This is a genomic window from Turneriella parva DSM 21527 (genome assembly GCF_000266885.1).
Lineage (GTDB): Bacteria > Spirochaetota > Leptospiria > Turneriellales > Turneriellaceae > Turneriella > Turneriella parva.
Map to the genome: position 1 here is coordinate 805,311 of NC_018020.1, position 26,786 is coordinate 832,096.

Genomic DNA, 26,786 nt, shown 5'->3' on the forward strand with positions numbered 1-26,786 from the left:
TCGTCATTTATGCCTCGCTGCCGGTTCATTTGGTAGACGGCAAAACCCGGCGGATTGCCCTTGCTGACCCAGAATTATGGTTAAAAGTTCCTTCTCTTTGACCGCCTGTGTCGAAGGCACGGTATGACGCGTGCCACGCCGCACCGATCTCAAGAAAATCATGATTATCGGTTCTGGGCCAATCGTTATTGGTCAGGCCTGTGAATTTGATTATTCGGGCACTCAAGCCGTAAAGGCCCTTAAACAAGAAGGCTACGAAGTCATTCTTATCAATTCAAACCCGGCGACGATCATGACCGACCCTGAGCTTGCCGACAGGGTTTATGTCGAGCCGATTTCACTGCCCTACCTGACGCGTATTATCGAACAAGAACGCCCCGATGCTCTGCTGCCGACGGTCGGCGGGCAAACAGCCCTCAACGCCGCGCTCGCGCTGTCACATGCAGGCGTGCTCAAACAATATGGTGTCGAGCTGATCGGCGCCAACGAAGCCGCAATCAAGAAAGCCGAAGACCGCAAGCTCTTCAAAGAAGCGATGGAGAAAATCGGCGCAGCGATGCCCGAATCGGGTATCGTCACCAGCCTCGAAGAAGCGCTTGCACTGATTGACCGCATCGGCCTGCCGGCAATTCTGCGGCCGTCATTTACACTCGGCGGTAGCGGCGGCGGTATTTGCTACAATCGTGAAGAATACATCGCGATGGTGACAAAAGCTCTGACTGAAAGCCCGACGCACCAGGTGTTGATCGACCAGAGCATTCTCGGCTGGAAAGAATATGAACTCGAGGTTATGCGCGACGTCGCCGACAACGTCGTGATTATCTGCAGCATCGAAAACCTCGACCCAATGGGCGTGCACACCGGCGACTCGATCACGGTGGCGCCGCAGCAGACACTCTCAGACGTCGAGTACCAGAACCTGCGCGACCTCTCGATCAAGATAATCCGTGAAATCGGCGTTGAAACCGGCGGTTCGAATATTCAGTTCGCCGTGAACCCGCGCGACGGCCAGATTATGATCGTCGAAATGAACCCGCGTGTTTCAAGGTCGTCGGCCCTGGCTTCAAAGGCGACGGGCTTCCCCATTGCGAAAATTGCCGCCCTGCTTTCAGTCGGCTATACGCTCGACGAGATCTCAAACGACATTACCAAAAAAACTCCGGCGAGCTTCGAGCCGACAATCGACTACGTCGTCACGAAAATACCCCGCTTCACTTTTGAGAAATTTCCCGAAACGCAGCGTGTGCTCGACACACAGATGCGCTCGGTCGGTGAAGCGATGGCGATCGGCCGCACGTTTGCCGAGTCGTTTCAGAAGGCGATGCGCTCGCTCGAGACCGGCCGTTATGGCTGGGGTGCAGACGGCAACCTCGAGACGACGCTCGAAATTCTGCGCATCGGCGACGAGGCCACGCAGCGCCGCCATATTCTCGAGAAGATCAGCGTTCCGTCAGACACACGCATTTTATATCTGCGCGAGGCATTGGCGCGCAACTTTGCTCTCGACGAGGTCTACCAGCGCACCTTTATCGATAAGTGGTTTTTGACACAGCTGAAACGCATTCTCGACGTCGAGAACCGCGTGCGCGAAGCGTACCGCAGCCAAAAGACGATCTCGAAAGAGCTGATGCGCGAAGCAAAGCAGGCAGGCTTTCATGATCGCCAGCTGGCGTTTCTGAGCGCTTTTGACCAAATTGAAAAAATGACGCATGAACTTGCGCGCATGGAGCCCGGCTCTTCGGCATACATGGCGCGCATGTCAGATATCACGCAGATCTTGCAAGCTCAAGAAGCTGCGATTCGCGGCGCGCGCCTCGAGGCCAAAGAGACCCCCGTCTACAAGCGTGTCGATACCTGCGCAGCAGAATTCGAATCGTTCACTCCCTACATGTACGGTACCTACGAGACCGAAAACGAGGCCGAAATTTCAGACCGTGCAAAGGTCATGATTCTCGGCGGCGGGCCGAACCGCATCGGCCAGGGCATCGAATTCGATTATTGCTGCTGCCACGCCAGCTATGCGCTGCAAGAAATTGGGATAGAGAGCATCATGGTGAACTCGAACCCTGAGACGGTCTCTACCGATTACGACACGTCAGACAGGCTATACTTTGAACCTCTCACCGTCGAAGATGTGATGCACATTCACGACCAAGAGAAACAAAGCGGCGACCTCAAGGGCGTCATTTTGCAGTTCGGCGGCCAGACACCGCTGAAGCTCGCAAAAGCGCTCAGCGCGAACGGGGTCAAGATTCTCGGCACCAGCGTTGAGAATATCGAGCGGGCCGAAGACCGCCGGCTATTCAACGATCTCATCGATAAACTAAAACTCAAACAGCCGCGCGGCCGCATGGCTGCTTCGCTCGAAGAGGCTCTCGCGGCGGCGACCGAAGTTGGTTATCCGGTGTTGGCACGCCCTTCGTTCGTGCTCGGCGGCCGGGCGATGATGATCGTGCACACCGAAGACCAGCTGCGCGCGTATATGCAGACGAGCGTCGAGGTGAGCCGTGAGCGCCCCGTGCTGATCGACCAGTTCTTGTCGGGTGCCCTAGAGGTCGATGTCGACGCACTCAGCGACGGTAACGACGTTTTCATTGCGGGCATTCTCGAACACGTCGAAGAAGCAGGGGTACACTCGGGCGACAGCGCCTGCATATTGCCGACCAAGAACATCAGCGATGCAATTTTAGACGAGCTGCGCAAGACGACGCGGGCAATTGCGCTCGAACTCAAGGTCATCGGCTGCATTAACATTCAGTTTGCCATCGTCGGCAGCGATGTTTATGTGCTCGAAGTAAACCCTCGCGCTTCACGCACGGTGCCGTTTATCTCAAAAGCGATCAAGGTGCCACTCGCAAAGATCGCGACCAAAATCATGCTCGGCCACTCGCTGAAGAGCCTGGGCCTGACGAAAGAAATATTGCCCGAACTCTACCACGTGAAAGAGGTGGTGCTGCCATTTAAGAAATTCTCGGGGGCCGACACCATTCTTGGCCCCGAAATGAAATCTACCGGTGAAGTTATGGGCATCGGGCGAACGGTGCCCGAAGCCTTTTTCAAGGCGCAGGTCGCTGCGGGCCAAAGGCTGCCCGAAAAGGGCACAATCTTTGTTTCGGTGAACGATGCCTCGAAACCCCCGCTTTTGCCTGCACTCAAGGCGGCTGCGGCGGCAGGTTATACCATCATGGCGACCGATGGCACGGCGCAGCGTCTCAGCGAGGCAGGCATAGCAACCGAGCGCGTCAACAAGGTACACGAAGGCCGCCCCCATGTGGTCGACAGCGTCAAGTCAGGTTCGGTGCAGCTCATTATTAACATACCGACCGACATCAAGACGCGCAACGACGCGCTCGAAATTCGCCTCTCAGCCCTGCAATATTCTATCCCTTACTTCACCACGGTCGAAGCGGCGCGTGAAGCCCTCTTCGGTATGGTTGAGATGAACGGCAAGCGTGAAGAAGTTTACGTTTTGCAAGAAACGCAGATGCGTACATAATTCATGCGGCACCCGCGCCGCGTGAATCAGTTTCCGGTCAGATAGATCATCAGACCGATTTCGATATCTTCATCACCAATTCTGAACTGGTTCTCAATCACGAGTAATTCAGAGCGGGGCGATGCAAGCCTCTCGTCGATTAATCCCCGTATCGCTTCAGGTGTCGCCAAGAGCGAGGGTGTAGCCGGCTCGACCGATTTCTCAGTCAAAAAGGTCAGCGTATTCGTGTACGCGCTGCCGAGAATGTTCGTGATCTCGAGCAAGGGACTCGGGTCAAATTCGCCCTCGTGCGCAATGCCCGCGGCGCTGAACAGAATCTGTGACATCTTTTCTGCGGCGTCGCGCCCGAGCACCAGATCGATGGCCCCGGCAGCCGGCAGCATCGGTAAATGGATCAGAATAATGTCGTTGATGCGGTCGAGAATCTTGCGAGTCGCCTCGTGCGATTTTTCTGCCTTGAGCCGCGAACCTTTGCTTTTTTTGACCGCAATCGTGCTGATGCCAGTTAGCATCTGAATGCCCTGCACGGCCGTCTTGTTACTCTGCGCTATCCAGTTGCGGACAAATTCTTTGTCGTTGATGTCGATTATGGGTGTCATGGGCCTGGCCTCAGCGGCTTTCTGTTCAACCTCAATTGCCTCGATGCCAATACTCTGCATATCATTTTCAGACTCGGTTCGGCGATCACTATTTTTGGCCTGCGCCGATTCGCGTGTTGGCATGTGGCCTCTTGACCGGTGCATCTGCACGATTTCTTCAAGGTCGACGATGAAAATGATGTCGCTGTCCCCAAGCATAGACACGCCCGCAATGCCCGGTACATGCCGGTAATGTTCACCGAGCGACTTGACCACGAGTTCTTGCTTTTTGAGAAACTCGTCGATGCTGATCGCGACGCGGTGCCGGTTAATTTCAGCCAGAATCACATGCACGTGCTCTCCGCTGTCTTCTATCGCAGGGTACCCCAAAGCCCGGTCGAGGCGAATAAACGGAATCACCTCGTCGCGCACGTGCAAAGACTCGCGCCCCTGTACGCGCACGACACTGCCCGCAGGCACGCGCAGACTCTCTTCAATCGAGTTCAGCGGCGCCGCAAAAATATCGTTACGCACTCTGAACGTGAGCGCGGTCAAGATAGCGAGCGTCAGAGGCAGCTTGACGACCATGCGGGTTCCCTGCCCTTCAATCGAGGTTATCTGCAGATCACCCGAAAGTTTGCGTATCGAATCGCGCACGATATCCATACCAAAGCCGCGACCTGAAATATCGTCAGCCGCTTCTTTGGTCGAAAAGCCCGGCATGAAAATGAAATCCTGCACCTCGGCGTCGGTAAGAGAATCAACCCTCTCGGCCGAAACAAGGCCCTTTGCCAAGGCCCGCTCGACAATTTTGCGGCGGTTGAGACCCCGACCATCGTCTTCAACCGAAATCAGAATGCTACTGCCAGATTGTGCGGCGGCGATGCGCAGTGTCGCCTCTGCTGTCTTACCCTGCGCGATGCGCTCATCGGGTAGTTCGACACCATGATCAAGTGCATTGCGAATCAGGTGCGTCAGCGGCTTCACCATTTCATCGATGACGCGCTTATCCAGTTCTGTCTCGGCTCCGGTGATTTCAAGGCGAAGGGCTTTGCCCGATTTATCTGCATAGTCGCGCACGAAACGCTTAAATCTTGAGAACACGTGCTCGATCGGCAGCATGCGGGCTTTCATGACGATCGCCTGAATTTCTGCGGCGACGCGAAAAATTTCACGACTCTTGTCGGTCAGCTTAATCGATTCTTCGGCGGGCAAATGAAACTGGGCAAATTCGTCGGCCAGATGCTGCAAGCCGCTGTTGGTAATAACCAATTCTCCTGTCAGGTTGAGCAATTGGTCGAGCGTGCGCACCGATAGTCGCACTGTATCGCTCGCGGGTGCTGCGATATCAGCGGGTGCATCGGCGACTTTCGCGGCGGCGATCGCAGAGCGTGCCTGCGCCTGCGCCGAGGCAGCGGTCGTTGAACCTTCGGCGATCGCGACATTTTCGATCAGGTCAATGTTCAGGTTCTCACGAATTTCTGCCGCATCAGATGAGGTCTTCAGCACGAACAGCAGCTGCCGGTCAGACGCGGCGAACTGAGGGCTTTCGAGCGCGTCGTCACCCGGCTCTTTGCGCAAAATAGTACCGAATTCTGCGAGCCGTGTTTCGGCCAGAAATGCGCGAACCGAAGGAGCGAGTTCTGAACGCGATATATGCAACGTGACAGTGAGTTCGCGCTCCATCTCGGCCGAAGATTCTTTGGCCTCGCGCTGCCCGGTTTCGAGAAGCAATACCTGAATGCGGTCTGTCAGCTCTCTTATGGGTATCGCATTCGGGTCACTGCCTTTCTTCAGTGCCTGACCGATCGCTGCCATAACGGAGCGGCATTCGGTAAAAAGGCCAATACTGTCGCGGGTGAGCGTAACCCCACCTGCGAGCACCTCTTGCAGGGCGGTTTCGACCGCATGGCCCAACGCAACGAGGTTCGTCAGGTTCATCATCGCCGCGTTGCCCTTGATGGTATGCGCGGCACGAAAGACTTCGTGCAGATATTCGGTGCTCTGCGGGGCTTCTTCGAGCTGCACCAGCGCCTGCTCGATTGCGGCGAGATTTTCGGTCAGATCTTCGAGAAATGCTGATACTTCAGCGCTCACGGCCATGCCCTATTTTCGGTGTTTTTCAGGCAGGCAGAGACAAATAATTTTGTGTAAAGGCCAAACCAGACGGCCGATAACTGAATATGGTTCCATCGCTCGAGGGCTCAACTGAACAGCAGGCGCCGGCACAGGGCATTCATGCGCTGCGCGGCGACAAGGTTAACGTACGCAGCTTCACGTTCAGCTTCGCACTGGGTATCTTTCTGCTCGTTGAACTCGTAATTCTCGGAGCGCTCAGTACCTTTTGCCTGATATCGCTGAAAGAAACTGCCCGCCAGTTCGAAATGGGCTACACGGAACGCGGCCGTGAAATTGCCCTTTCGCTGTCGGCAAACACGCTGGCGACAGACCAGAAGTCAATGGCGCGTGTCAGCGCGATATTCGCGGGCATCGTCAACAAGAACCAGTACCTCGAGGGTGAAAGACCCGTTACGGAAATCTTCATTTTGCGTAAAGATGGCCGTGTGCTCGCGCATTCAGACCTGTCGCTCGTTACCACTCTGACCCAAGAGGCTGCGAATGCCGTTTCTGCCAAGTACAATAACGAATTCTATCACTCTTCGCTGTTCTATGAGGCAAATAGCGTGCAGCAGCAGAATCTCGAAAAGCCAGAGGGTATTTTTCACGGCAAGAATTCGTTCATCGTCGACACGCTCATGGGGTCAGACGTGCACTATTCGACTGACTTCAGCGTCGCGCTGAAAGAAGTCGATGCGCGCACCCGCAAAGAGAAGTCGTACGCGACACTGCACGTCGTCATGAACCGGCTTTCAGAGTATTATTATCTCGCGGCGATTCTGAACAAATATCTGCTGCTTTTCGCGATGGCTTTTCTCGCCGGCTTTATCGCAACTGCCGTTATTCTGTTCGCCTTCTTGCTGAGGGCCAATGCAATACAGCGCGAATGGAAAAGCGCGCTAACCTATATGTGGGAAAATGAGGTCATCAAGACCGAAGTTTCGCATGGTTTCAAGGCGCTGAGCGGCAAACTCAGCGAAATCGAAAAGCGCGTCAATCAGCCGCCGCCTGCACTGCCGCAGCAGCGCCCGCAGACCGAGATTCTTGACGCTATCCTGATCGAACCTGCACAGTGAGAGACCAGTTGGCTATAGGCAGACTATAACGCATTATGCTCGAATTCAACACAGCCCTGGAAAAAGATGTTCTGGTCATTGAACTCGAAGGTTCGCTCGATTCGCAGAGCGCCTCAGATTTTCGCGGCTGGTTTCAGGAGAAAATTACCGCAGGCTACCGGGCTTTCGCCATTGACTGCCTTTGCCTCGAATACATCTCTTCTGCGGGTATCAGTTCGCTGATAGACCTGCAGGCACACCTCGCCAACCAATCGGGCAAGATGGTACTGTTTCAGCTTTCGGGCGAAACCCGCCAATTGCTGCGCTTTCTCGGCCTCGAGGCCAAAATGCATTTCGCCAATGATTATGACGAAGCCATCGCTGCGCTGACTGGCTTTAAGAAAGTCGAGAAGCCCGAAGCCCCGGCGATGGTCGAAATGGCAGAACTCAGGGTTCTGCCCGAAGCCGCGCAAGAAACCCAGGCAGCCAAGCCTGAAGAGCCGCAACCTGCGTTGGCCCCAGAAGGCAATGCGCAAAATGAGATGGTTGTCGAAGAGAATTTTTCTGAGAACAAGAAAGGGTTACACCCGATCAGCGAAAGTGCCACACCGACGCCTGCGACTATGGTTAGCGGCTCTCAAGAACAGGCTGCACCTGCAGCCGCTGCAACCGTCGTGGATTCTCCACCCGCCGAGCCACCCCAGCCAGCTGCACCGCCCGAAGCCCGCGAAATAAAAGTGAATACGGGTACGAAAAGACTTATCACCTGCCCGAACTGTAAAAGTGTGCTCAGGGTCGCGGCCGGAGGCGATTATCTCTGCCCCGCGTGCCGCTTTCGTTTTACGTATAAAGGCACTACGGCGTAGGGGTAGGTTTAAACCTACCCCTACGAGATGTTCATAAGTGCTATTCTAAAACTGTTTTCAAATCTTTCGCAAAAGCGATGGCATAGACGGGCACTTCGTGGCCAAGCCCTGCGAGGGTATCCATACTCAGGCGCTGGCTGGTTTTGCCAGGGCCAAAGTCGAGAATTGCGGTGATCGATTTGTCGTTTTTGACTGGCAGCATCGATTTTTCCCAGAAGAGGGTTTTGACCATGAGGTCGTCAGTCATGCGCAGGCCGAGCTCAGGTTCGTTCTGCAGGTTGGCTCCGTCCCAGAAAGAGTAAACAGGAAACTTGAGATCCGCACCTTTGTAGTCAAAACCGATTTTTGCGAGGTCGGGCTTGAACTTTTCGAGAATGGGCGTCATCAGCTCGCAGTGGAAAGGGCAGGTTGACCGCAGATAGACGAACTTAATCTGCTTCGCTTCGAACTCCGCCTTGTAGCGTTCATGAAATGCAATGAGGTCGGCGCGTGCGCCGGAAAGAATGCGGTTGTTGGGAGTGTTATAGAGACTGACGAAAATCTTCTTCGCCGCGCCGTTAAACTCTTTCACCCAGCTTTCGACTGTCGCGTGCGATTCGCCGAGAACCGCGACCATCGGCGCGGGGCCTTTCGCGCCCAGAGCTTCGCTCTTCGCATTCTCGTCAGCCGTTGCATAAATATGCGGAAAAACCTCTTGTGCGCGCACACCCATTAGAAAGAGGTATTGAATATATTTGTACAGCGCATCGTTGTAAGCCTGGCCTTCGAGGCCGAGCGCAGTGAAACTTGCAGCGATGAGGCCCTGGCTGTGACCGCTGGCGGCAACTGTGTGTTTTAGCATTTCTTTGCGGTCAAAACCCTGCTGGTGCAGATATTCATAGTGCGCGAACTGCGTTGCTTCGATGAGGCCGAGAGAGATGCCGGCGATCGACATCGCATCGTCGGCGGGTGCAGAGTCGGGCTCGGTGAGCCATTTACGAAAGTCGACTTTCTCGGGATGCGCAACGGTACCTTCGACCATCTTCGCCGCAGCTTCGATCGCCGAGATGACGATTTCGAAGTAGGGTTTCATGGAAGCTTCGGTATAAAGCTTCTGCATTTCTTTGAGGTAAGGGGCGCCCTGCCCACCAAACTGAAGAAAGAACTTTGCCTGACCCGCGTTCGCGGCTTCGAGTAGTTTTGCCATTCGCAGCGCTTATGAGAAAGTGAACACCGCGTCGAGCACGTCTTTATTTCTGCCTTTATGCGTCGTTTGAAATTACTAAGCATTTATTCGAATTGGCACAAGCTCGGAAATCAACTTTACGGCCTGACGCGCCGCACAATATAGATGCCAGCTAATCGTGCGGAGGGCCTTAATGGGCTTAAACATATTGTCCCGGGTTGCGATAACCCGATGGCGAATCGTGACTGCGATTTTTACATTGTCAACTACCCAGGCTTTCAGCATCGTTACCCCTAACGGCACCTTTACTCACACAATACCAATAGTAATGCCGCCCGCTCTTGATGGTGTCGGGCCCACTGACTTGGCCTTGACATACAATAGTGCAAATAGCGCGAGCAGCATTGCTGGCGTCGGCTGGGCACTCTCAGGCGTGCCAATGATTGGCCGGGCCAGGGGTATGCAGTATCTCGGTAGCGACGATTATCATCTCGCTGGCACGAAGCTGCGAAAAGTCAACAATAGCAGCTATACGTTACCCGGCCAAACGTTTACGCCGCTCTTTACCGATTGTGGCCGCATCGAAACAGAACCATGCAGTTGGGTAGGCGCCGCCGAAAATGGCTCGCAAGTCTTTTTTGGTTCGAGCAGCAACAGCCGAGTTGAAGCACAAGGCAAGAACGCTTACCGCATTTGGGCCGCAGATAAGATCGCAAATGCCTCAGGCCTCTTTTACACTATACAGTATCTCGAGTCCGGTGGTGAAATCTATCCTGAAAGAATTACCTATACATATAGCCCAAACAGCCAACTCTACAAATATGTTGATTTTGAGTACGAAAACTTATCTGAGCCACAGGTTGTTTACAGCGATGGGGCACCGGTTACAATTCGAAAGAGACTGAAAACAATCGAAGTAAAATTGGATAGATACTGTGCGGACCTCTGGGTGACGACATTTTGTTTCGGCGGCAATTCATTTCGGCGGTACTCTTTCAGTTATGCAAAGAGCCAGGGGACAGGCCGAGATTTGCTAACAGCGATCGAAGTTCGCGACGAAGACGATAATCTTTTGCCAAACAGTGCTGTTTTCACATACTCAGGCGCTGCTGTAACAGCAACCTATCAGACGTGGCCCGCTGGGACAACCGAGCACATGTACAATGGCGGCGGCAGCATGCGCAGTTATGCCGTAATGTCAGGTGACTTCAACGGAGATGGTATCACTGACCTTGCGACGATCCATAAACCCCAAGTCGCCAACGGCTGGGCAAGCTGGATTGCGCTGGAGATATCAACGAAAAACGGCTTTCGATCTGAGGTTTGGCAATCTCAGGCCGTGCAACAGATGTTCGCAAGCGGCGGTGGCCTAGGCCATTATGCGATAGTACCTGGTGATTTCAACGGTGACGGTCGAACGGATTTTTCAGTCGCACGAAAAAGTTCTATTGGCCCGGGCGATATCTGGTACCGAGCAATTATCACCGAATACTCAACGGGAACTGGTTTTACCACAGTGATCGCCAATAACCCGGTCGGTAAGTTGATGTATGACACCGGAGGTGAGACCTGGGATTATCGGTTTTTGCCAGCCGATATCGACAAAAACGGGACAACCGACATTGTCGTAATTGCGGCCACCATTTCGCCACCACCGGGCTGGTACTGGAATGGATTGGCTTGTAACGTTACCGGTTCAATTGCAAACATGTTCATTTCTGGTGGCTTGATGTCGCAATGCCCTGATATCACAACGAGCTTTTGGGCAGATAATTTTCTGATTCTGCGGAGTGGTTATGGCGAAGGCCTCGGCCACGCCGAACTTTGGCGATCTGGCGCTGCTCGGCACATATACAATGGCGGGGGCAATATTGCCGATTACAAGATTTTGCCAGTTGATATTAACGCCGACGGTTTTACCGACATTGTGATTGCCAAGCGCGGTGGGGGTGGCTGGTCAACATGGTTTGCCGTTGAAAAATCAACTGGCGCAGGTTTTGCCTCAGAGACTTGGCCAACGCCGACTGCGAGCGTCATTGCTCAAGGTTCTGGCGACTTTATGCTTTTGCCAGGCGACTTCAACGGCGACGGACGCATTGACATTGCGACGATACAGCAGGTGAATACGGTAGATTATTCAAACTGCACGCAGCAGAACCAATGTACGATCCCTAATTTGGATTTCTCATCGGCTAAAAATATTCGCGTTGACCTCAACACGGGTACAGGCTTCATTAGTCAGGCTTGGGCTGCCGAAACACCAGCGCTCATGGCCCGCGCTGGCAATGGATTAGATTTCTACAAGGTGTTGCCAATCGACTATAATCTTGATGGCAAGACTGATTTGGTATTCGCACGGAGTGGCGGGCTAGGTGCGCACATCGAGCCGTGGAACGGCAATTTGCACGTAGAATTCTCTACCGGCGCCAGCTTTACCCATAAGGCGCAAACTTCTCAATTAACCCAGACCATGACAAGTGGTGGCCTCGGCGCGGAATTTGAGCTTTTGGCGGGCGATCTAAATGCCGACAGCATGCCTGACTTACTGATTATTTCGAAAAACAGACTGCCGCATTCGGGACATGCAGGGCTCGACTTGAGTGCAGGCCCTGTACCAGATCAGATGACCTCAAGCCAATCGCTCTATGGTATTCGTGAAGAAATTAGCTATCGGGTTTCGACTTCGATGCCAGATGCACACCGACCCAAAGTCGGCACGTATTCAAACCCATATCGCCTGTGGCCTGCACCACAGAATCTGGTAACTGAACATAAGTTATTGGCGAATCGTTTACTTCAAAGCCACTCGGCTTACGAATATCGGTATGCCAAAGCGTACATTGAACGTACCAGTGCCACCCGGTATCTGGGTTTCGCCGAAACGACCGAACACGATCGTCTGCGCGGCCGCCGCAAAGAAATTCAGTGGTTTCAAGAACCAGGTTATGCTTTGAAACCCAAAGCCGTCGCGATATACTCAACGTCAGGCAAACTTTTACAACTAGATACTTATTCGCCGCCTCTATGGCTGCTTGAGCATTGGCAGCAGTTACACCCGACAGAAGAGCTACCTGAAATGTCATCGGCCCTCACTGCCGTGACACAAACAATCGGCGACAGTCCCTATTTGACTATAAAGAGCGTAGAACCAGTACCAACTTCGTTTGAACTTGAAAACCCGAAGACGCGGTTGTTTTTTCATCGCGATGGCGAAATTAGATACAAATCGATTGTGGCGTACCAAGATAATCACGTGACAAGTAAAATGACGCAGCCAATCGAAGACAGTGACGCGCAACTTCGCCCCTCAAGGTTTTCAGATTTTTCGGCAATCAATGAGACATTGGATTGGCGACAAATTATTGTCCCGAGCGATGGCAGACCTTTCGAGCGGGTTGCCTATGCTTTCAACTCGGGGCCCTTTGACAAACCACGCACAATAAGTCGGTCACTTGGCCGGTTCGTGCCTCTAAATGGCAGCGGCACGATATCGCGGAATATTGCAACTCAATACCTCTATAACTCTGCGGGTCAAATATCTACAGAATATAGTCTCAATACGGGCGCTTCAAAGCACATATATTACGATATGCAGTACGGCCAATTTCCGTTATCGACAACTGAATGCGGTAGCCGAGACCAGGAAAATCAACCGGGTAACTGCATCGCTTCAAGCAGTGCATATGACCCACGCTTTGGCAAGGTGATTTTCACTGGCAATTATGATCATGGTTTCGCGACGACCAAGTATGACACCCAGGGTCGCTCTGTTGAAGAACTGCGGTACGACAACCATGGTCGCATTTTGCGCAAGGCTACGACGACGTACAATGAAGACAGCGAAGGCAAGACTTTGAAAGTATGCCAATACTTTGGCGCCTCATTTGAACAGGTTTCGTGCAATCTGACGCGCACTGACATCATGGGCCGTGAAATGCTACGTGTTTCGCCTGCAGCGCAAGGTGCTGAAAATTCGCAGACCTATTCGGCTGTCAAAATCGAATACGATACACTATTCCGCAAATCAAGGGAATCACTGCCATTCTTTTCTGATCAAGAAGGCAACGGTTCGCCAACCGCATGGCTTGTGTACGAATACGACGAACAAGATCGAATCATAAGCGTTCGCGCGGCCAACGGCAGCACGACTCGCATGGAATACAACCAACCTTTCGAAAGTTGTGAAGGCGAAAGTTATTGCACACCGCCTCTTGGCGTGGCTTCGCGCGTGACAACGATTGAACCCAATGGCAAACGAAAAGATATCTATAAGAACGCGCAGGGTAAACCTCTGCGCATTGTCGATGGTGCCCGTAGCGCATCACCCTTGGTCACAACATTCGATTACTTTGAGAATGGTAAGATTAAGACTATTCGATCACCTCAAGATACGATCACCTACGAATACGACCATCTCGCAGGTCTCGTGACAAAAATTTCCAGCCAGAAAAATGGCATCGAAAGCCTTGAGTACGACTACGTCGGCGCTGCTCTTGGTGAAACCGGCAAGGGTGGTTTCATGAAGCCCTCGCGTATTGCGCGATATGGTTTTGGCCAGACCCCCAATGCGGGCATTGGCACTACATTCGAGTACGACGATTGGGGCCGTATCAAAGAAAAGAGAGATTACATTGGCCCCGATAATATCGGTGGCTTTACGGAACAGACGACTTTTGCTTACGGCGAGACAGCAAGCACATACGGCGCAAATCGGCTGACTTCTGTTAGCCACTTAACCCGTACCAATGGTTCATTCTGGCAAGATAAACCCAGCTTAGTTGAAGGCAGCAATACTATCAAGAAGCGATTTCACTACGATGCGCTTGGTAACACGGTGGGCACAGTTGTGGATATTTTTGACAATATCAGCAATCTTTCAAACGCCTTGCCTTACCATGCCATAACCACCACCGATTTTGATGAGCTCGGCCGCAAGAAATCTGTCACGTATCCTGATATGGCAGTGAGCGAGTTTCAGTACGCTGGCGCAACGAGCTTGGTCACTGCCATCAACCATGAAGGTATCGCAATTGCCCATTACAGCGACTACAACCCTGCTGGAAAGTTTACACGCAGCCAGCTGGCAAACGGCGTAAAACACGAATACGCATTTGATGCACAAACACAGATGCTCTCGCACCTCAAAGTTTTCTCCGCCGGTAACCAGATTCTCGCTGACCTCGGTTATCTTTTCGATGGGCATGGTAATCTGACTCAAATCACAGACAGCGTCATGCCTGAAGCGAGCTATACTTACGCTTATGATATACATAATCGGCTGAAGACGGCCGCACGTGGCGACGGCGAGCATTTCAGCTATGCATTCGACAATTTAGGCAACCTGACACAGAAAGAATACACGCGAAATGTGTATGCCCCTAACACTACACACCTGGTGCGCAGCGACATCGCGTCGCCGACCGCCGAAGCGATGACCATCACGGCGACGCATGATGATCAAGGCAACCTAATTCGAAAAACCTCGAATGCTCTATCGCAGAACTTTATTTATAACGGCCACAATATGCTCGCTTACGCCGAAGAAACAGCAGGCAAATTTGCAGGCCAGGCGGTTCAGTTCTTGTACGATGAAACCGGGCAGCGTTACAAGAAAATACTTTTACCGCGCTGCACAGGCGGGCCTGAGAACTTTCAATGCCCAAGAACTGCGGATAATCCCCGAGTTGAGACATACTATTTTGGCGGTATTGAAGTGCGGCAGCTTGCTAAGTACGACGCTCAAGGCAATCAGCCAGAGTGGACGACCCAGAAGCAGCGCTTCATTTTTGGGCCTTCTGGCGATCGCTTAGCCATGGTCGTCGACGAAGTAAAAGGCGGCATGCTCGCCATGACCAGCGACGCGCGTTTTTACGTTGCTCAGGCGAACCTGGCAAATATGAACACGATGTCAGGCCTCGCACAGTTTACAGGCTACCTCGCAGTGGCCTACACCCTCGAAGCCAAAACCTTTATTCTCGCAAACAAACGGTTATTGATGCTAGTTGCACTTGCAATCTGTCTGGCCGTATTTTTCATTTTGATGCTGCACTACGAGCGCGACGCCTTTGGCGCCGCCCGCCGCACTCTCGCGCTGGCTTTCGCGAGCGCGTTCTTGACGGCTAACTGCGCGCGCACGAACCCAGCCTTGCAAGCACCTGGTTATGCGAGTCTCGACGAGGGCGCGGTCATGTCAGAGCTTCTTGCAGGCGTGCCGCCGGGCATGCATTTTTACCACCAGAACCACTTGCAATCCGCCGTGCTCATTACCGACTCGCGCGGTGACGAAGAGATGCGCATTCATTATTTGCCGTTCGGTGAGATCGACCAAAATCTGACCGGCAAATTGAATCTTGAGACAGGCGAGCTTGAAAAATCGACCGCGCAGGTGGCGATGGGCAGCGTCGCCGCCCGCTACACTGATCAGACTCTTGACTACGAAGTCGGCCTCATGTACTACAACGCCCGTTATTACGACCCGCAGCTCGGCGTCTTCACCAGCGCCGACAGCGTAATACCCGATGGCGGCGACCCGATGGCATACAACCGCCACGCGTACGTGCGCGGCAACCCGATCATGTACAACGACCCCACCGGCCATTGGTGGTTTGTACCGTTTCTCATCGGCGCGATCATAGGGGGTATTGCCGCGGGTACTGGTGGCAATTTCGCCGGTTGGGTCAATAGAACAGTGGAGTTCAATTGGGGCGCGGCCGTCAAAGGTGCACTCGCAGGCGGCCTCGCTGCTGTCACAGGTGCGTGGGTCACGACGGCGGTCGCAGCCGCCGCACCCCTCGCTGCGCAAGGCACGTACGCACTCGCGGTGACGCAGGGCATGACAGCTGGCTATGCAGCTGGTTTCGTTGGCGGCGCGGCAAATGCGTGGCTTAACGAGGCCAGCTTTTGGGACGGCATCGCGCAGGGTATGGTGGGCGGTTCGATAGGGCTTTTCAGCGGCCTGGTGCTTGCAAGCGTGGCGTATGGTTGGGATGCTATGCGCGCGAAAGACTACGCCGCTAACTTAACAGAATTGGATGAACTTCAAGCTCAAATGAACCTGCGCGAGGGCTACGAGTTGTGTGCAAGCGAGCGCGCGGGCTGCGGTATGGTGAGTTTAGATGATGTCGAATGGGCACCCATCTATGAAAATTCAAATGGCCCAACCAAGCTTCCATTCAAGAAGTCACAGATTACCTTCAAGTATGCCGATCCGGACTATCCATCTCATCGCGGGATAGATTATGGTAAGCCAACGGGCGTGCCAGTGCCGTCAACGACTGATGGGCAAGGTTTCATAGGCGTGTCTGAACGATATGGTTTACATCTGCGCGTTGTACATGCCCGTGGTGAATCAATGTATGCACACCTGTCTCAGGTTAATGTTCAACACGGGGCCCGGGTTTCCATGAATCAAGTTATTGGCAGAACGGGTAATACAGGCTGGGATTTCGTCAGTAATGTACGTGTTGGCAGACACTTGCATTATGGTGTACGAATAAGGGGCGTTTTAGTTAATCCTGCGCCATGATGAGTCTCAAAGGGTATCCGTTGTTGGTTTTTTTTTGTATTCTGGCAGCATGTTCAGGCGACATCAGCAGCCAACAACCAAATATAATCGGCACGTACTATCATCAGGGGCAGTGTCTAGCAGACCGCCCAGAGAAAACTGCCCTCAAAATCGCCTCAGACGGAAAATTCACGGCAGCGTTCTGGACATGCAACACGATGCGGCAAGTCTCGGGAACATATAGCATCTTGAACAGCACCATTGAGTTTAGATTTGCGCCACCTTCAAGCAGAACGCTTCGATTCAAAATTGAAGGCAACCGCATAATACCTTTTGATAGAGAGCGAACATTTTATGGTTGCGGCATAGCTGCTGAATGTGATGCCGCATTAGATTATTATTCAAGAATTCGTTAAGAACTTCGAGGAATTCATGGTTAAGCGCAACACGTACGTACGCGGTAGCCGATAGGTATGCAAGTCAAACTGCATTGAGGTAACATGAAAAACCACAAATTTTTTATGGTCGCTTTTGGTGTTCTGGTTCTTTTGGCAAACTGCACCAAGAAACCCGAATCTGTGACCAACGTTGTTAGTCCTAGGCTCGGATTAGGTAAAAATTTCTCGCTGATTTTGCCTTTTCCCTCTGGTGATCGCGTAAAAGTTACTGTGATCATACCTCAAATCTGGCAAATTGACGGCAATATAGCAGGCCCCGTAATTCAGGCCACGGGCGATATCGACAAGCGAATAGAATTTTCAGGCTATTTCGCCACAGCGACCGCCAGCGTGAATGCCTTTAGGAAAGACTTGGCCAAAAATGAGAGAATTCTTCGCCAAAATAAAATTTCGAAAATGTATACTCTCTATGTGACAAGTAACTCGGCAGCCTACGGGGAGACCGGTGATCAATCGGTTCGAGGTAAAATAACAAACGTATACATCGTTGATAGTCAAGATAGATATCAATCTGTGATGTTTTACGAGGTCGCGACAACCGCAGAAGAACGCGGCTTAACCGCTTTAATGATTGAGAAAATGACTATTGAAATACTATCAGATTGAGCGAAAAATGCCTCGGCGTCAAGAAATTGAGGGCCTGCGAAACGGGGAATCGTCCCCTATGATGCCGGCTGCGCTTCTTCTTTAGTCGTTTCAGCAGCGGTATCTTTACTGCTGAACCGATAGCCCACCGTCAACTGGTAATAGCTCGCATTGCCGCCGTTTTGCGATGACTTGCCCGATTGCGCCATGGCGCCGATACTGATTTCGTTGACGAATATATCAAAACCGGTTGAGAAGGTCGTACTCGCCGGCACCTCGTAGCTCGCGCTGTAGGCGTCGGTCGTTTTTGTGCCGGGGTCGTCGGTCATCGTCGCACTGCCACTGAGGCTCGACACCACAAAAAAGGGACTCACACGCACCAACTGCCCCAGTGGAATATCGATCTGCATACCGGCCTGCAGGCCGCCGAGCATGATCGTTGTGGTGAGTGTATCAGTAAAGCCCGTGTAGGTAGTGCCCGTCGCCGCATAATATTTATTGTAAAGGGTTTTGAGCGTCAGCGAAGTGATATTGAGACTTGGCCCTGCGAACAGAATGGCGTTAAAGAGTGGCGAGCGCACGACCTGAACCTCGGCGTTACCCGAAAAGCTGACGGTCACCGAAGTGGCGTTGGCTGTTTTGGCGGGTATGGGTGTGTAATAGCCGAGAAAACTACCCGTCGCCGAATATGCAGGCAGCGGCGACAGCGGCCCGACGCCGGGCAATTTGCCGCTGAGATACATGAGCCCTGCCATGCCATCGAGGGCAAAACTTTCGGTGAATGCCTTGCGCCCCTTACCAAAAATACTGAGACCATTGAAGGTATACTCGCTGAAGGTGAGATTGACGTAGCTGACGTCGATCTTACCGTCTGTCGTGCCGGCTTCGAAATATGGATACGGTATCGGCGCGGGCGACAGCTGAAAGCTGCTTTCTGACGAAGATGAACTCGCCGCTAGCTGCGATGAACAGAGAGCCAAGGTAACTGATAAAAGCCATACGGGTATGCGCATAAGCCCACTGCAAACTGTCGACTTAATTGTCCACTATATAAATCCTCAGGTCATTAAACTGACATTGCGGTTTTTTCGCGCATGACAACGTGAAACTGATTTCATAAGCTGTGAGGTGGGTATGCCTGCTGTCTTGAGCCGAATTGCACACGCGCGGTGGTTTCAGAATTTTATCACCACGGTCATTGTGCTCGCGAGCGTTCTGGTCGGGGTAGAAACCTACCCGCAGATCGAAAAACAGTACCATCGTCTGCTGCACGCTCTCGACCTCGCGATCATTACCATTTTTACCATCGAGGTGCTGGTGAAAATCGGCGCCGAAGGCCGGCACCCGCTGCGCTATTTTAAAGACCCGTGGAACGTGTTTGACTTTGTCATCGTCGCTGCGTGCTTCTTGCCTTTTGACAACCAGTACATCACCGTATTGCGCCTCATTCGTTTGCTCAGGGTGCTGCGCCTGCTGCGCGCTTTTCCCAAACTGCAGGTTCTGGTCGGCGCCATCTTCAAGAGCATACCCTCGATGGGTTATGTGTCGCTGCTTATGGGCCTGCTGTTTTACCTGTACGCAGTGGCGGGCGTGCTGCTTTTCGGCAAGAATGATCCGGTCCATTTTGGCAATCTCGGCAGCTCGCTTTTGTCACTCTTTCAGACCGTGACTCTTGAAGGGTGGATTGAGTTGCTGAACATACAACTCTACGGCTGCGACAAATTTGGCTACGAAGTCTTCAAAGACCAATGCACGCAACCTTCGACTCACTCGATCGCCCCGCTGTTCTTCATTTCATTTGTACTGGTCGGCACATTCGTGCTGCTCAACCTCTTTATAGGCGTCATTCTGACCGGCATGGAAGAAGCCCGCAACGAGCTGGCCGACCTGAAAAATAAAGAGTCGTCGGCGAACCCACGCGAATACGATTTGAAACGCATTGAAACGGAAATCGCCCGGCTGAATGAATCACTAAAAACCCTGCAGGTGACGAAAATAAAATTCAGGGCAAAAGACGAAGAGGAGGCCTAAATGGCAAAAACATCATTTAACATCTTGAGTAACCTCACCTTTACCGGCAAGGGCGCCCTGCTCGAGGTAGAAAATATCATCGGCAACGTGACCTTTGCACAGGGCATTTCGAAGGCGATTGGCCTCTTTCAGAACATAGACCGCGAATACAAAAAGGCAGTCGGCAACGACGGCAAAATTGTCGGCAAAGAGCGCACCGATATTCTTATGCAGGTCGACCGTTTCATGAACGGCATCATTCTCGTCTGGAAAAAGCTCGAAATGCGTAACGACAACATGATTGTCATCGAGAACAAGAACGTCAATTTTCTGATGAACATTAACGAACGCAACGGCCTGTGGGATGCCAGCGGCACCGTACCCAATTTCTTCGTGCGCCCGGTGAAAAACTTTCAGGAGATTTACAACAACAAGCTCACGCCCGAAATTGTCGCGCTGCTGAAGCGCTACGCTGAAGCATCTGAAGACGGTATCATCGACGACGACGAACGCGAAGACCTCAAAAAGGGCATGCAGCGCGTACTCTACTACACCTTTTTTCTGCGCACGCAGGTAGAAAAACTACTGATTCACGATTAACGGCTGAGAATAAAGTCGAGCCTGCGGTTCTTGGGCGCGTTGACGCTGCGCACATCGAAAGCCGGTGACGATTCGCCAAAACCCTGGTAGGTGACGCGCTCTGCGGCAACGCCATTCTCGATCAAAAATTCATAGGTCTTGCGCGCCGCCTGTTCGCTGAGGCGCAGATTGCGTTCGATACCACCCGCTGTGCCGGTGTGCGCTTCAACCTTCACCTTATATTTCGGATATTTTTCCATCAGACGCGCAACCGCTGCGAGCCGGTCGGTTGCCGGTTCGTCGAGGTCGGCATTGACAACGCGCACCAAGAAGCCATTGCCTGCAGGCAGCGCCAGAACGCCCGTTTCAAAGCGCCGCGGCGAAGACACGGCGACATTGCCGTAAGAGTCTTGCGCTTCGAGGGTATATTCGTATTGCGTCAATGATTCAACGAGCGCGCCGCTCTCGGTTTTGCCGTCCCAATAGATGGTCTGGGGTATAGAACCTTTGCCGCGAAAGCTGCGTACAGGTATTTTCTTGATGCCTTTTTCATCGGGCAATATTTCGCTCACCTGCAACGCATACGCAACAATTTCAGACTGGTCATTCACACTGAGGCGAAACGCCTGCTCTTCGTTTTCGCCGTCACCGTCGGGGGCGAATTGCCGGGTGCTGAGGTCGGCGGCGACATCGAGCTGCGGCGGGGTTGAATCAATCGCAATCTTGATCGGCGGTGACTCGGGTGCGTTGCCGTTCACGTACTGCGCCTGAAAAACCGCGCAATAAATGCCATCGGCTGCTGTCGTCTGCGAGACGGATTCACCTTTCCAGGCATACAGTGCTTTGGCCGGTTTTTTTGCATTTTTCTTCGCGCTCTGCCCGAGCTCCCTCACAGGCAGGCGAAAAACCACATCTTCGGCTTTCGGCCCGCAACTTTTGCCAATACGAATTTCGCCCTGCGTGAAGCCGTCGGCGTGTTCGAGCGACGGCACGAACTGAATTTCTGAGAGTTCGCTTTTTTTAGGATTCAGACCCAGACCAGAACTGCGCAGGTAGACCGCGTCAACTCGCCGCGAGACATAGAAGTTCTCGCTTTTTGCTTCTGCCCGGTTGCCCGCCGCGTCGCTGCCCACGAGGTGGTAGCGATAGACTCCCTCTTCGACCAATTCGCCATTATCGCGCCTGCCGTCAAAATCGAGCCGTGCGGGCGCGTTCTCAGGCCACCGGTAAGTACGCACGCGCGCACCCTCTGCGTTCTCTATATAACCTTCGTACGCATCGTCGACGCTGGTGTCTTGCGTGATGGGCAGCAGGTCTCGCCTGCCATCACCATTGGGGGATATCAGATCGTCACCGATCTCGACCGCCGCGGCAGGCGGCTTCGTATCGATATGTACCTCGCCGCTCAGCGTTTTGCTCTCATTATTTTTCTCGTCCATGACGCGAAAGTGCCAGATGTAGACGCCGTCGGGTAACGCCTTGTCAGGTGGGTCTTCGGCAAAGACATTGTCTTTGAGCGCTTTCTGCTTTTCGACAAGTGCCCGGCCGTTCCACGTAAAGCGCTCGGGAATATCGGCTCGCGCCCGCGGGGCGACAAAACTGCGCACAAAGAGACCCCAGCGAAACTCTTTTTCGCGAATGCGCTCATCGGCGCGCTGGCGAAACACCTGATTGCCTTTCGCATCGCTCACACGAAACTCGTAAAACACAATAGGACTTTTATCGGTGGCCGCGGCTGTAAAAACCATGAGGTCGCGAACTCCGTCATTGTTGGGCGAAAAGTGCGTGCCTTCACTCGCAAACACAACTTCGGGCGCTTCGGTATCGACGCCGCCGAGCCTTACCCCGGCGGTGACGGCGTGCAGATCTGACCTGCCTGAGTTTGCAAACTGCAGGCTGTAAAACAAGAAGGCATCGCCGAACGACATCGGCAACGCAACACCCAGTCCGAGACTCACGCCATTTGCCGTGGGCGAGAAATGACTGCCGCCATAGCCCAAAGAGGCCAAGGCCCATTTGTATTGTCCCTGAACTCCCAGCTGATAGGGCAGGCGGTCGAAGCCATCGGTGCCATAGGTCGAGACAACGGCCGCAAAATTCAGCTCGGCGCTTTGGTAGAGCCCGGTCATGACACCCACGTGCGCCGAGGGTTTTGCCAATAGCTCGGTGTCGCCTATCGGTATCGCGAGATTCAGCGTGCGCAAGAAAATAGTCGGCGAATAGAGCCCAAGCCCGTCATTACCGGCGAGGTTCGCATGCCACTTGCTGTCGAAAAGCAGCGCAGGGTCGATGCCGAGACCAAAAGCCTGCTGGCCATTGCCGGTCGTGTAGCGCGGAGTCACCGCAAGGCCTGTCGCGACCCGGCGTGAAAGAAAACTACCGTATGAAAATGACAGGGCGCCTGTCTGGTCGTCTGCCTTAAAATACTCTGCTGAAAGGGTTAATCCTCCATAGGGACTAAAGAGCGCACCATCGGCGTAAAAACCATATAGATGCGGAGAAAATACGCCACCGGTAAAGAACGTGTTTTGGTCGCCATAACCCAAGAAAGCCGGGTTGACAAGGGCCGCGGCCTGCGTCGGCATCGTGTGCGCCGACTGCCCACCGAGCGCCGCGTTGAAGGGACGCTGCGGCAGGTGCGCAAAATCGCGCGTTTTCAGCGCGCCGAGCTGTGAAAACAGCGCAACAACAGGTAAAAGGGCGAGATAACGCATGCCGTGGGTCAACCTTGCTCCTATTAAAGAAGAAACTCATGTCGAAAAGCGCAAAGTACCCCCGCGGCGAACGCACAGGTGTTGCAGAAATGCCATATTTTATGCTATAAAAATCGCCCAAAACACTCGAAAATGTAACATGCAGGACATAGATTTCAGCCGTTATTACCGCCGCCCGCGGGGCACCTCGGCAGTCGCAGAGAGGCCTGCAGCGCAGGGCTCAGGGCCCGCGGTGAACAAACTTTCGCTCTATCTCGCGATTGCGTTCTCATCACTCGCCGTCGGCTTTATCGGCGGCACCCAGTTGCAAAAGAATAAGATGACCCGCGAGATCGAGGGCAAGATTGTTCCCGACAGCATCGCAACAGCAAACGTTGCGGCGAATGCGGCACCTGAAACCGAAAAAGTCTCAGACAACGTGCGCGTGACACGCTCAGAAGAAAAAATCAACACCGAAAAGCGTGAAACCGACAACACGGGCAGCTTTCTCATTCTCGCAAAGATATATCCCGATGAAAAAGAGGCGTCGCTCGCGGGCTTGGGCCTCAAGCGCAATGGCATGAAGGCGTTTATGGCGCGCAATGGCAAGAAGGTGAAACTTTATGTCGGCCCCATCGACGGCAAAGCTGACGCATACGAAGCTCTTGCGCAGCTCAAGAAGAACTCTGAGTTCACCGGCGCGATTCTCTACCGCAAGTAACGAACCCACCCGATATTCTGCCTGCTACACTTGAGTTGTCGCCGGCGCGATTATTTGGTATACTCACCCCGTGATTCGCGATGCCGAAAAAGATGACGCCGCTGAAATCGCGGCGCTCTTAAAGCCCTACGTCGACAAGAAGATACTCTTACACCGATCGCTTGAAGAAATTCGCGAAAATGCCGCCCAGACGGTGGTTTTTGCCGAATCAGGAGGCATTTTGGGCACTGCGAGCCTCGTCTTCTTCTCGCCGACACTCTGCGAGATTCGCGCCCTGGTGATTGCCGAGTCGGCGCAGGGCCGTGGTATCGGCAAAGATCTCGTGCTCGCAGCAGAAGCCAAGGCGCTGGGGCTGCAGAACGCAAGGCCCATGCGTTTTTTTGCTCTCACCTACACTGCCGAATTTTTCGAACGCTGTGGTTATGAGCGCACGACGAAAGATCAGTTTCCCGAAAAGATTTATGAGGTTTGCAATTTCTGCCTGCGAAAAGATGACTGCCATGAAATTGCCGTGCAGAAGCAAGTCAGCTGAGTCAAAGACGTCAACGACACTCGCGCAGGCCCCGTAAAAAAAATCATCACGAGAATTTTTCTGGCACTCGCCTGAAAGTTCTTTGAAAAATCGACAACGCAAAAAATGAAATCGCAAAATTTCGTCACGCTATTTTTTTCAGGAAGTAGTTGACACCCTAATGGTTATGAATACGATGTGACATAATATTGCAGATGAGACATAATTCTGTCAGCAAACCGGAGAGCGCTTCAAACGTCTGAACACGATGGACGCGCTCAAAAAAATAAAACCACTTCTGCTGATCGCATTCGCGATCACGCTGGCGATTTTTGCGACGGTTCAGGTCTTTCGTTTTTTCAACCGCGCGAATCTTGAGAAGGCCTTGAATGGCCGCGATGGCTTTTCGGTTCTGTTTCTCGTCACCTCTGCGAACGACGACAAGAAGATTCAGGTAATCTCCGTCGCGCAGATGTTTCCCGCAACGCAGCGCATGGGCGTGATTTCGTTCTACCCGGCGATTCGCATCAAAGACAACGAAGCGAGCCTCGAAGAGATCTACCGCAACAAGGGCGTCAGCGCCGTCAGCGACGCACTGGCCGAGTTTCTGGGCGACCGAATACCGGTATATGTAAAGGTGCGCGACAGCGTATTGGCGCAGTTTGTCGATATCATGGGCGGCCTCGACTATTTTCTGCCGGCCGCAGACCAGCTGAAAGACGAAAACCTGCCGAAAGGCCAGTTTGTGCTCGATGGCAGCCTCGTGCCGCGCCTGCTGAACCCGCCTGAAAAGAATGAATATACCCCGGCGTTCAAGCTGTTTCGTTATTACTCCCTCTTTCTGAACGCCTGGAACCAGCGCAGCAAAATCTGGCCGGCGCTGAAAGATGAAAAAACTTTCGCCATCGCGGTGAAGAACGTCGAAACCAACGCAGCGGCATACGATCTCTACTTTCTCGCGCAGCACTTTGCCAACCAGAAGTCATGGGTGCCAATTCTGCTCGAGGTACCGGTGCGCCGGGTGAAAGACGCCTTCTATGTCGATAAAGATTCTGCAGCGCTCTACTTTCGCAATCTCACCAAGCAACTGACGCAGAAAGACCACCCTTTCATTAACGAACCACCCAAAATGGAAGTGAAAAACGGTACGCACGTGCCGAACCTCGCGCGCACCATGCGCGCAGAGCTTTCACGCAAAGGTGTGCAGATTCTCGAATTTACCAACGCCGACCACAACGACTACGACCAGACGGTGCTGCTCGGCACCAGCGGCAACGCGTTCTACCTCGAGAGCATTGCACGCATCATAGGCGTGCAGCGCTCATATGCAGCAGTCAACCGCTCGCTTTTCACCGACCTCGTTCTGGTTCTCGGCAAAGATTACAACAAACTCAAAGGTGAGGATATAGTACGATGAGCACCCCCGCCGCTCATAAAACTGCATCAGACGACCTTTCACAGATTAAGGTGCTCGTGGCGGCGCTCGACGCCAAAAAGGCCGAAAACATCGTCGTTCTCGACCTGAGAGACCAGTCTTCATACCTCAATTACTTCGTGATTGCGACTTCGCTCTCACGAACACACCTCAAAACCCTCTTCGACGAGCTGCACAAGACAGCTGTTGAAAATGGCATCGAGCGCCCGCGTGCGCAGAATCCGCAATTTGAAAGCGGCTGGGTGACTTACGACTTCGGTTTTTACGTGGTTCACCTGTTCGAAGACGAAAAACGCAAATTTTACGATCTCGAGAGCGTCTGGAAAAATGCAAAACGCATCGACGTGCTCTCACAACGTTCTACTGACCTTACCCCCCGAAAGGGAGAATCGCAGGGCGTTCAGAAACAGAAAAAAGCAGTGGCGAAAAAAACTGCAAAAACTTCTGTAAAATCTGAAAGCTCTGCGAAGAAAAAGACGACAATTAAGAAGAAGACGACTAAGGAGAAAACAATGGCGACAGCAAAAAAGAAACCTGCTAAGAAAGCAGCAAAGAAGTCAGCTAAGAAAGCTGCAAAAAAAACAACAAAGAAGAAATAACTTTGTTTTCTCCCTTTAGGGGGAGATCATTGGTTCAGGCTCTGTTACGAAGCGCATGCGCTTCGTAACAGAGCCTTTTTTTTGATTTTACTGTAAGGTTCTGTTCGTTGGCACCGAAACACCCGTGTCGATCGTGCCAAATTGCTCTTCATAGCGGCGAATGTTCTCTTGTAATGCCTGCAATAGGCGCTTGGCGTGGCCTGGGGTGAGAATCATGCGCGAAACCAGCTTGCCGAAAGGTGCCGGGTGCTGCTGAATAAAGAGATAATCGAGAATAAATTCTTCTTTCGCATGCCCGATGTTCGTAACGTTTGCGAACGTGCCCTTGAGAATCTCGGGATCAAGATGAATCTCGATTTTGCTCTCGTTGGGTATGTTGGGGGCCGTTGACATAGCGCGGACGAAAAAGACAG

At 52.9% G+C, this 26,786-nt stretch carries 17 protein-coding genes; 12 read left to right on the top strand and 5 right to left on the bottom strand.

What is annotated here, in order from left to right:
• Positions 1 to 130 precede the first annotated feature (130 nt).
• Positions 131 to 3,496 carry a carbamoyl-phosphate synthase large subunit gene (gene carB / locus TURPA_RS03805; RefSeq protein WP_014801961.1) on the top strand — a complete coding sequence of 1,122 codons (3,366 nt, stop codon included), beginning with the start codon at positions 131 to 133 and terminating at the stop codon, positions 3,494 to 3,496.
• Positions 3,497 to 3,522: 26 nt separating this feature from the next.
• Here the strand turns inward: carB and TURPA_RS03810 are convergent, their stop codons facing one another.
• On the bottom strand, positions 3,523 to 6,171 hold the full coding sequence (locus TURPA_RS03810) for a chemotaxis protein CheW (protein WP_169314396.1): 2,649 nt from the start codon (positions 6,169 to 6,171) through the stop codon (positions 3,523 to 3,525).
• A gap of 86 nt (positions 6,172 to 6,257) precedes the next feature.
• Between TURPA_RS03810 and TURPA_RS03815 the strand changes: the two genes are divergently transcribed.
• A complete protein-coding gene (locus TURPA_RS03815; RefSeq protein WP_014801963.1) occupies positions 6,258 to 7,268 on the top strand; it encodes a hypothetical protein in 1,011 nt (336 codons plus the stop codon).
• A gap of 35 nt (positions 7,269 to 7,303) precedes the next feature.
• On the top strand, positions 7,304 to 8,113 hold the full coding sequence (locus TURPA_RS03820) for an STAS domain-containing protein (protein ID WP_014801964.1): 810 nt from the start codon (positions 7,304 to 7,306) through the stop codon (positions 8,111 to 8,113).
• 40 nt (positions 8,114 to 8,153) lie between these two features.
• Here TURPA_RS03820 and TURPA_RS03825 read toward each other — a convergent pair whose 3' ends face one another.
• On the bottom strand, positions 8,154 to 9,299 hold the full coding sequence (locus TURPA_RS03825; RefSeq protein WP_014801965.1) for an ACP S-malonyltransferase: 1,146 nt from the start codon (positions 9,297 to 9,299) through the stop codon (positions 8,154 to 8,156).
• Positions 9,300 to 9,738: 439 nt separating this feature from the next.
• Here TURPA_RS03825 and TURPA_RS03835 point away from each other — a divergent pair, with 439 nt between their 5' ends.
• The 3 genes from TURPA_RS03835 (at position 9,739) to TURPA_RS03840 (ending at position 17,846) form a co-directional block, all read left to right on the top strand.
• Entirely contained in the window at positions 9,739 to 16,803 is a 7,065-nt protein-coding gene (locus TURPA_RS03835; protein ID WP_169314397.1) for an FG-GAP-like repeat-containing protein, read from the top strand.
• Entirely contained in the window at positions 16,800 to 17,198 is a 399-nt protein-coding gene (locus TURPA_RS23315; RefSeq protein WP_014801967.1) for a hypothetical protein, read from the top strand. Before TURPA_RS03835 ends, TURPA_RS23315 begins: the two co-directional genes overlap by 4 nt.
• Before the next feature lie 84 nt (positions 17,199 to 17,282).
• Positions 17,283 to 17,846, top strand: a complete 564-nt coding sequence (locus TURPA_RS03840; RefSeq protein WP_014801968.1) for a hypothetical protein — start codon at positions 17,283 to 17,285, stop codon at positions 17,844 to 17,846.
• 56 nt (positions 17,847 to 17,902) lie between these two features.
• Here the strand turns inward: TURPA_RS03840 and TURPA_RS03845 are convergent, their stop codons facing one another.
• Positions 17,903 to 18,838, bottom strand: coding sequence for a hypothetical protein (locus TURPA_RS03845; RefSeq protein ID WP_014801969.1), 936 nt, complete (start codon positions 18,836 to 18,838; stop codon positions 17,903 to 17,905).
• A 121-nt stretch (positions 18,839 to 18,959) separates the two neighbouring features.
• Here TURPA_RS03845 and TURPA_RS03850 point away from each other — a divergent pair, with 121 nt between their 5' ends.
• Together TURPA_RS03850 and TURPA_RS03855 are read left to right on the top strand one after the other, a co-directional pair.
• Entirely contained in the window at positions 18,960 to 19,856 is an 897-nt protein-coding gene (locus TURPA_RS03850) for an ion transporter (RefSeq protein WP_014801970.1), read from the top strand.
• Positions 19,857 to 20,435 carry a hypothetical protein gene (locus tag TURPA_RS03855; protein WP_014801971.1) on the top strand — a complete coding sequence of 193 codons (579 nt, stop codon included), beginning with the start codon at positions 19,857 to 19,859 and terminating at the stop codon, positions 20,433 to 20,435.
• Here TURPA_RS03855 and TURPA_RS03860 read toward each other — a convergent pair.
• Positions 20,432 to 23,128, bottom strand: a complete 2,697-nt coding sequence (locus tag TURPA_RS03860) for an OmpA family protein (protein WP_041948286.1) — start codon at positions 23,126 to 23,128, stop codon at positions 20,432 to 20,434. The genes TURPA_RS03855 and TURPA_RS03860 overlap by 4 nt on opposite strands.
• 139 nt (positions 23,129 to 23,267) lie before the next feature.
• On the opposite strand from TURPA_RS03860, the gene TURPA_RS03865 reads away from it, so the two are divergent.
• From TURPA_RS03865 to rsfS, 4 genes are all read left to right on the top strand, one after another.
• Positions 23,268 to 23,828, top strand: a complete 561-nt coding sequence (locus TURPA_RS03865; protein ID WP_014801973.1) for an SPOR domain-containing protein — start codon at positions 23,268 to 23,270, stop codon at positions 23,826 to 23,828.
• Between the two features lie 70 nt (positions 23,829 to 23,898).
• Positions 23,899 to 24,360 carry a GNAT family N-acetyltransferase gene (locus tag TURPA_RS03870; RefSeq protein WP_014801974.1) on the top strand — a complete coding sequence of 154 codons (462 nt, stop codon included), beginning with the start codon at positions 23,899 to 23,901 and terminating at the stop codon, positions 24,358 to 24,360.
• 247 nt (positions 24,361 to 24,607) lie between these two features.
• Complete coding sequence (locus TURPA_RS03875; RefSeq protein WP_014801975.1) at positions 24,608 to 25,756, top strand: LCP family protein; 1,149 nt, start codon at positions 24,608 to 24,610, stop codon at positions 25,754 to 25,756.
• Positions 25,753 to 26,373, top strand: coding sequence for a ribosome silencing factor (rsfS, locus tag TURPA_RS21380; protein WP_014801976.1), 621 nt, complete (start codon positions 25,753 to 25,755; stop codon positions 26,371 to 26,373). Before TURPA_RS03875 ends, rsfS begins: the two co-directional genes overlap by 4 nt.
• 87 nt (positions 26,374 to 26,460) lie before the next feature.
• Here rsfS and TURPA_RS03885 read toward each other — a convergent pair whose 3' ends face one another.
• The gene (locus TURPA_RS03885; RefSeq protein WP_014801977.1) at positions 26,461 to 26,766 is read right to left on the bottom strand and encodes a DUF3467 domain-containing protein; all 306 of its coding nucleotides are present in this window, start codon (positions 26,764 to 26,766) and stop codon (positions 26,461 to 26,463) included.
• Positions 26,767 to 26,786 lie beyond the last annotated feature (20 nt).

Bases quoted from the DNA above. Each gene is read 5' to 3' on its own strand.
- TURPA_RS03850 (WP_014801970.1), top strand. From the start codon at position 18,960: ATGCCTGCTGTCTTGAGCCGAATTGCACACGCGCGGTGGTTTCAGAAT.
- TURPA_RS03845 (WP_014801969.1), bottom strand. From the start codon at position 18,838: ATGCGCATACCCGTATGGCTTTTATCAGTTACCTTGGCTCTCTGTTCA.
- TURPA_RS03815 (WP_014801963.1), top strand. From the start codon at position 6,258: ATGGTTCCATCGCTCGAGGGCTCAACTGAACAGCAGGCGCCGGCACAG.
- TURPA_RS03840 (WP_014801968.1), top strand. From the start codon at position 17,283: ATGAAAAACCACAAATTTTTTATGGTCGCTTTTGGTGTTCTGGTTCTT.
- TURPA_RS03820 (WP_014801964.1), top strand. From the start codon at position 7,304: ATGCTCGAATTCAACACAGCCCTGGAAAAAGATGTTCTGGTCATTGAA.
- TURPA_RS03860 (WP_041948286.1), bottom strand. From the start codon at position 23,128: ATGCGTTATCTCGCCCTTTTACCTGTTGTTGCGCTGTTTTCACAGCTC.
- rsfS (WP_014801976.1), top strand. From the start codon at position 25,753: ATGAGCACCCCCGCCGCTCATAAAACTGCATCAGACGACCTTTCACAG.
- TURPA_RS03865 (WP_014801973.1), top strand. From the start codon at position 23,268: ATGCAGGACATAGATTTCAGCCGTTATTACCGCCGCCCGCGGGGCACC.
- TURPA_RS03835 (WP_169314397.1), top strand. From the start codon at position 9,739: ATGCAGTATCTCGGTAGCGACGATTATCATCTCGCTGGCACGAAGCTG.
- TURPA_RS03885 (WP_014801977.1), bottom strand. From the start codon at position 26,766: ATGTCAACGGCCCCCAACATACCCAACGAGAGCAAAATCGAGATTCAT.
- TURPA_RS03855 (WP_014801971.1), top strand. From the start codon at position 19,857: ATGGCAAAAACATCATTTAACATCTTGAGTAACCTCACCTTTACCGGC.
- TURPA_RS23315 (WP_014801967.1), top strand. From the start codon at position 16,800: ATGATGAGTCTCAAAGGGTATCCGTTGTTGGTTTTTTTTTGTATTCTG.
- TURPA_RS03875 (WP_014801975.1), top strand. From the start codon at position 24,608: ATGGACGCGCTCAAAAAAATAAAACCACTTCTGCTGATCGCATTCGCG.
- TURPA_RS03825 (WP_014801965.1), bottom strand. From the start codon at position 9,299: ATGGCAAAACTACTCGAAGCCGCGAACGCGGGTCAGGCAAAGTTCTTT.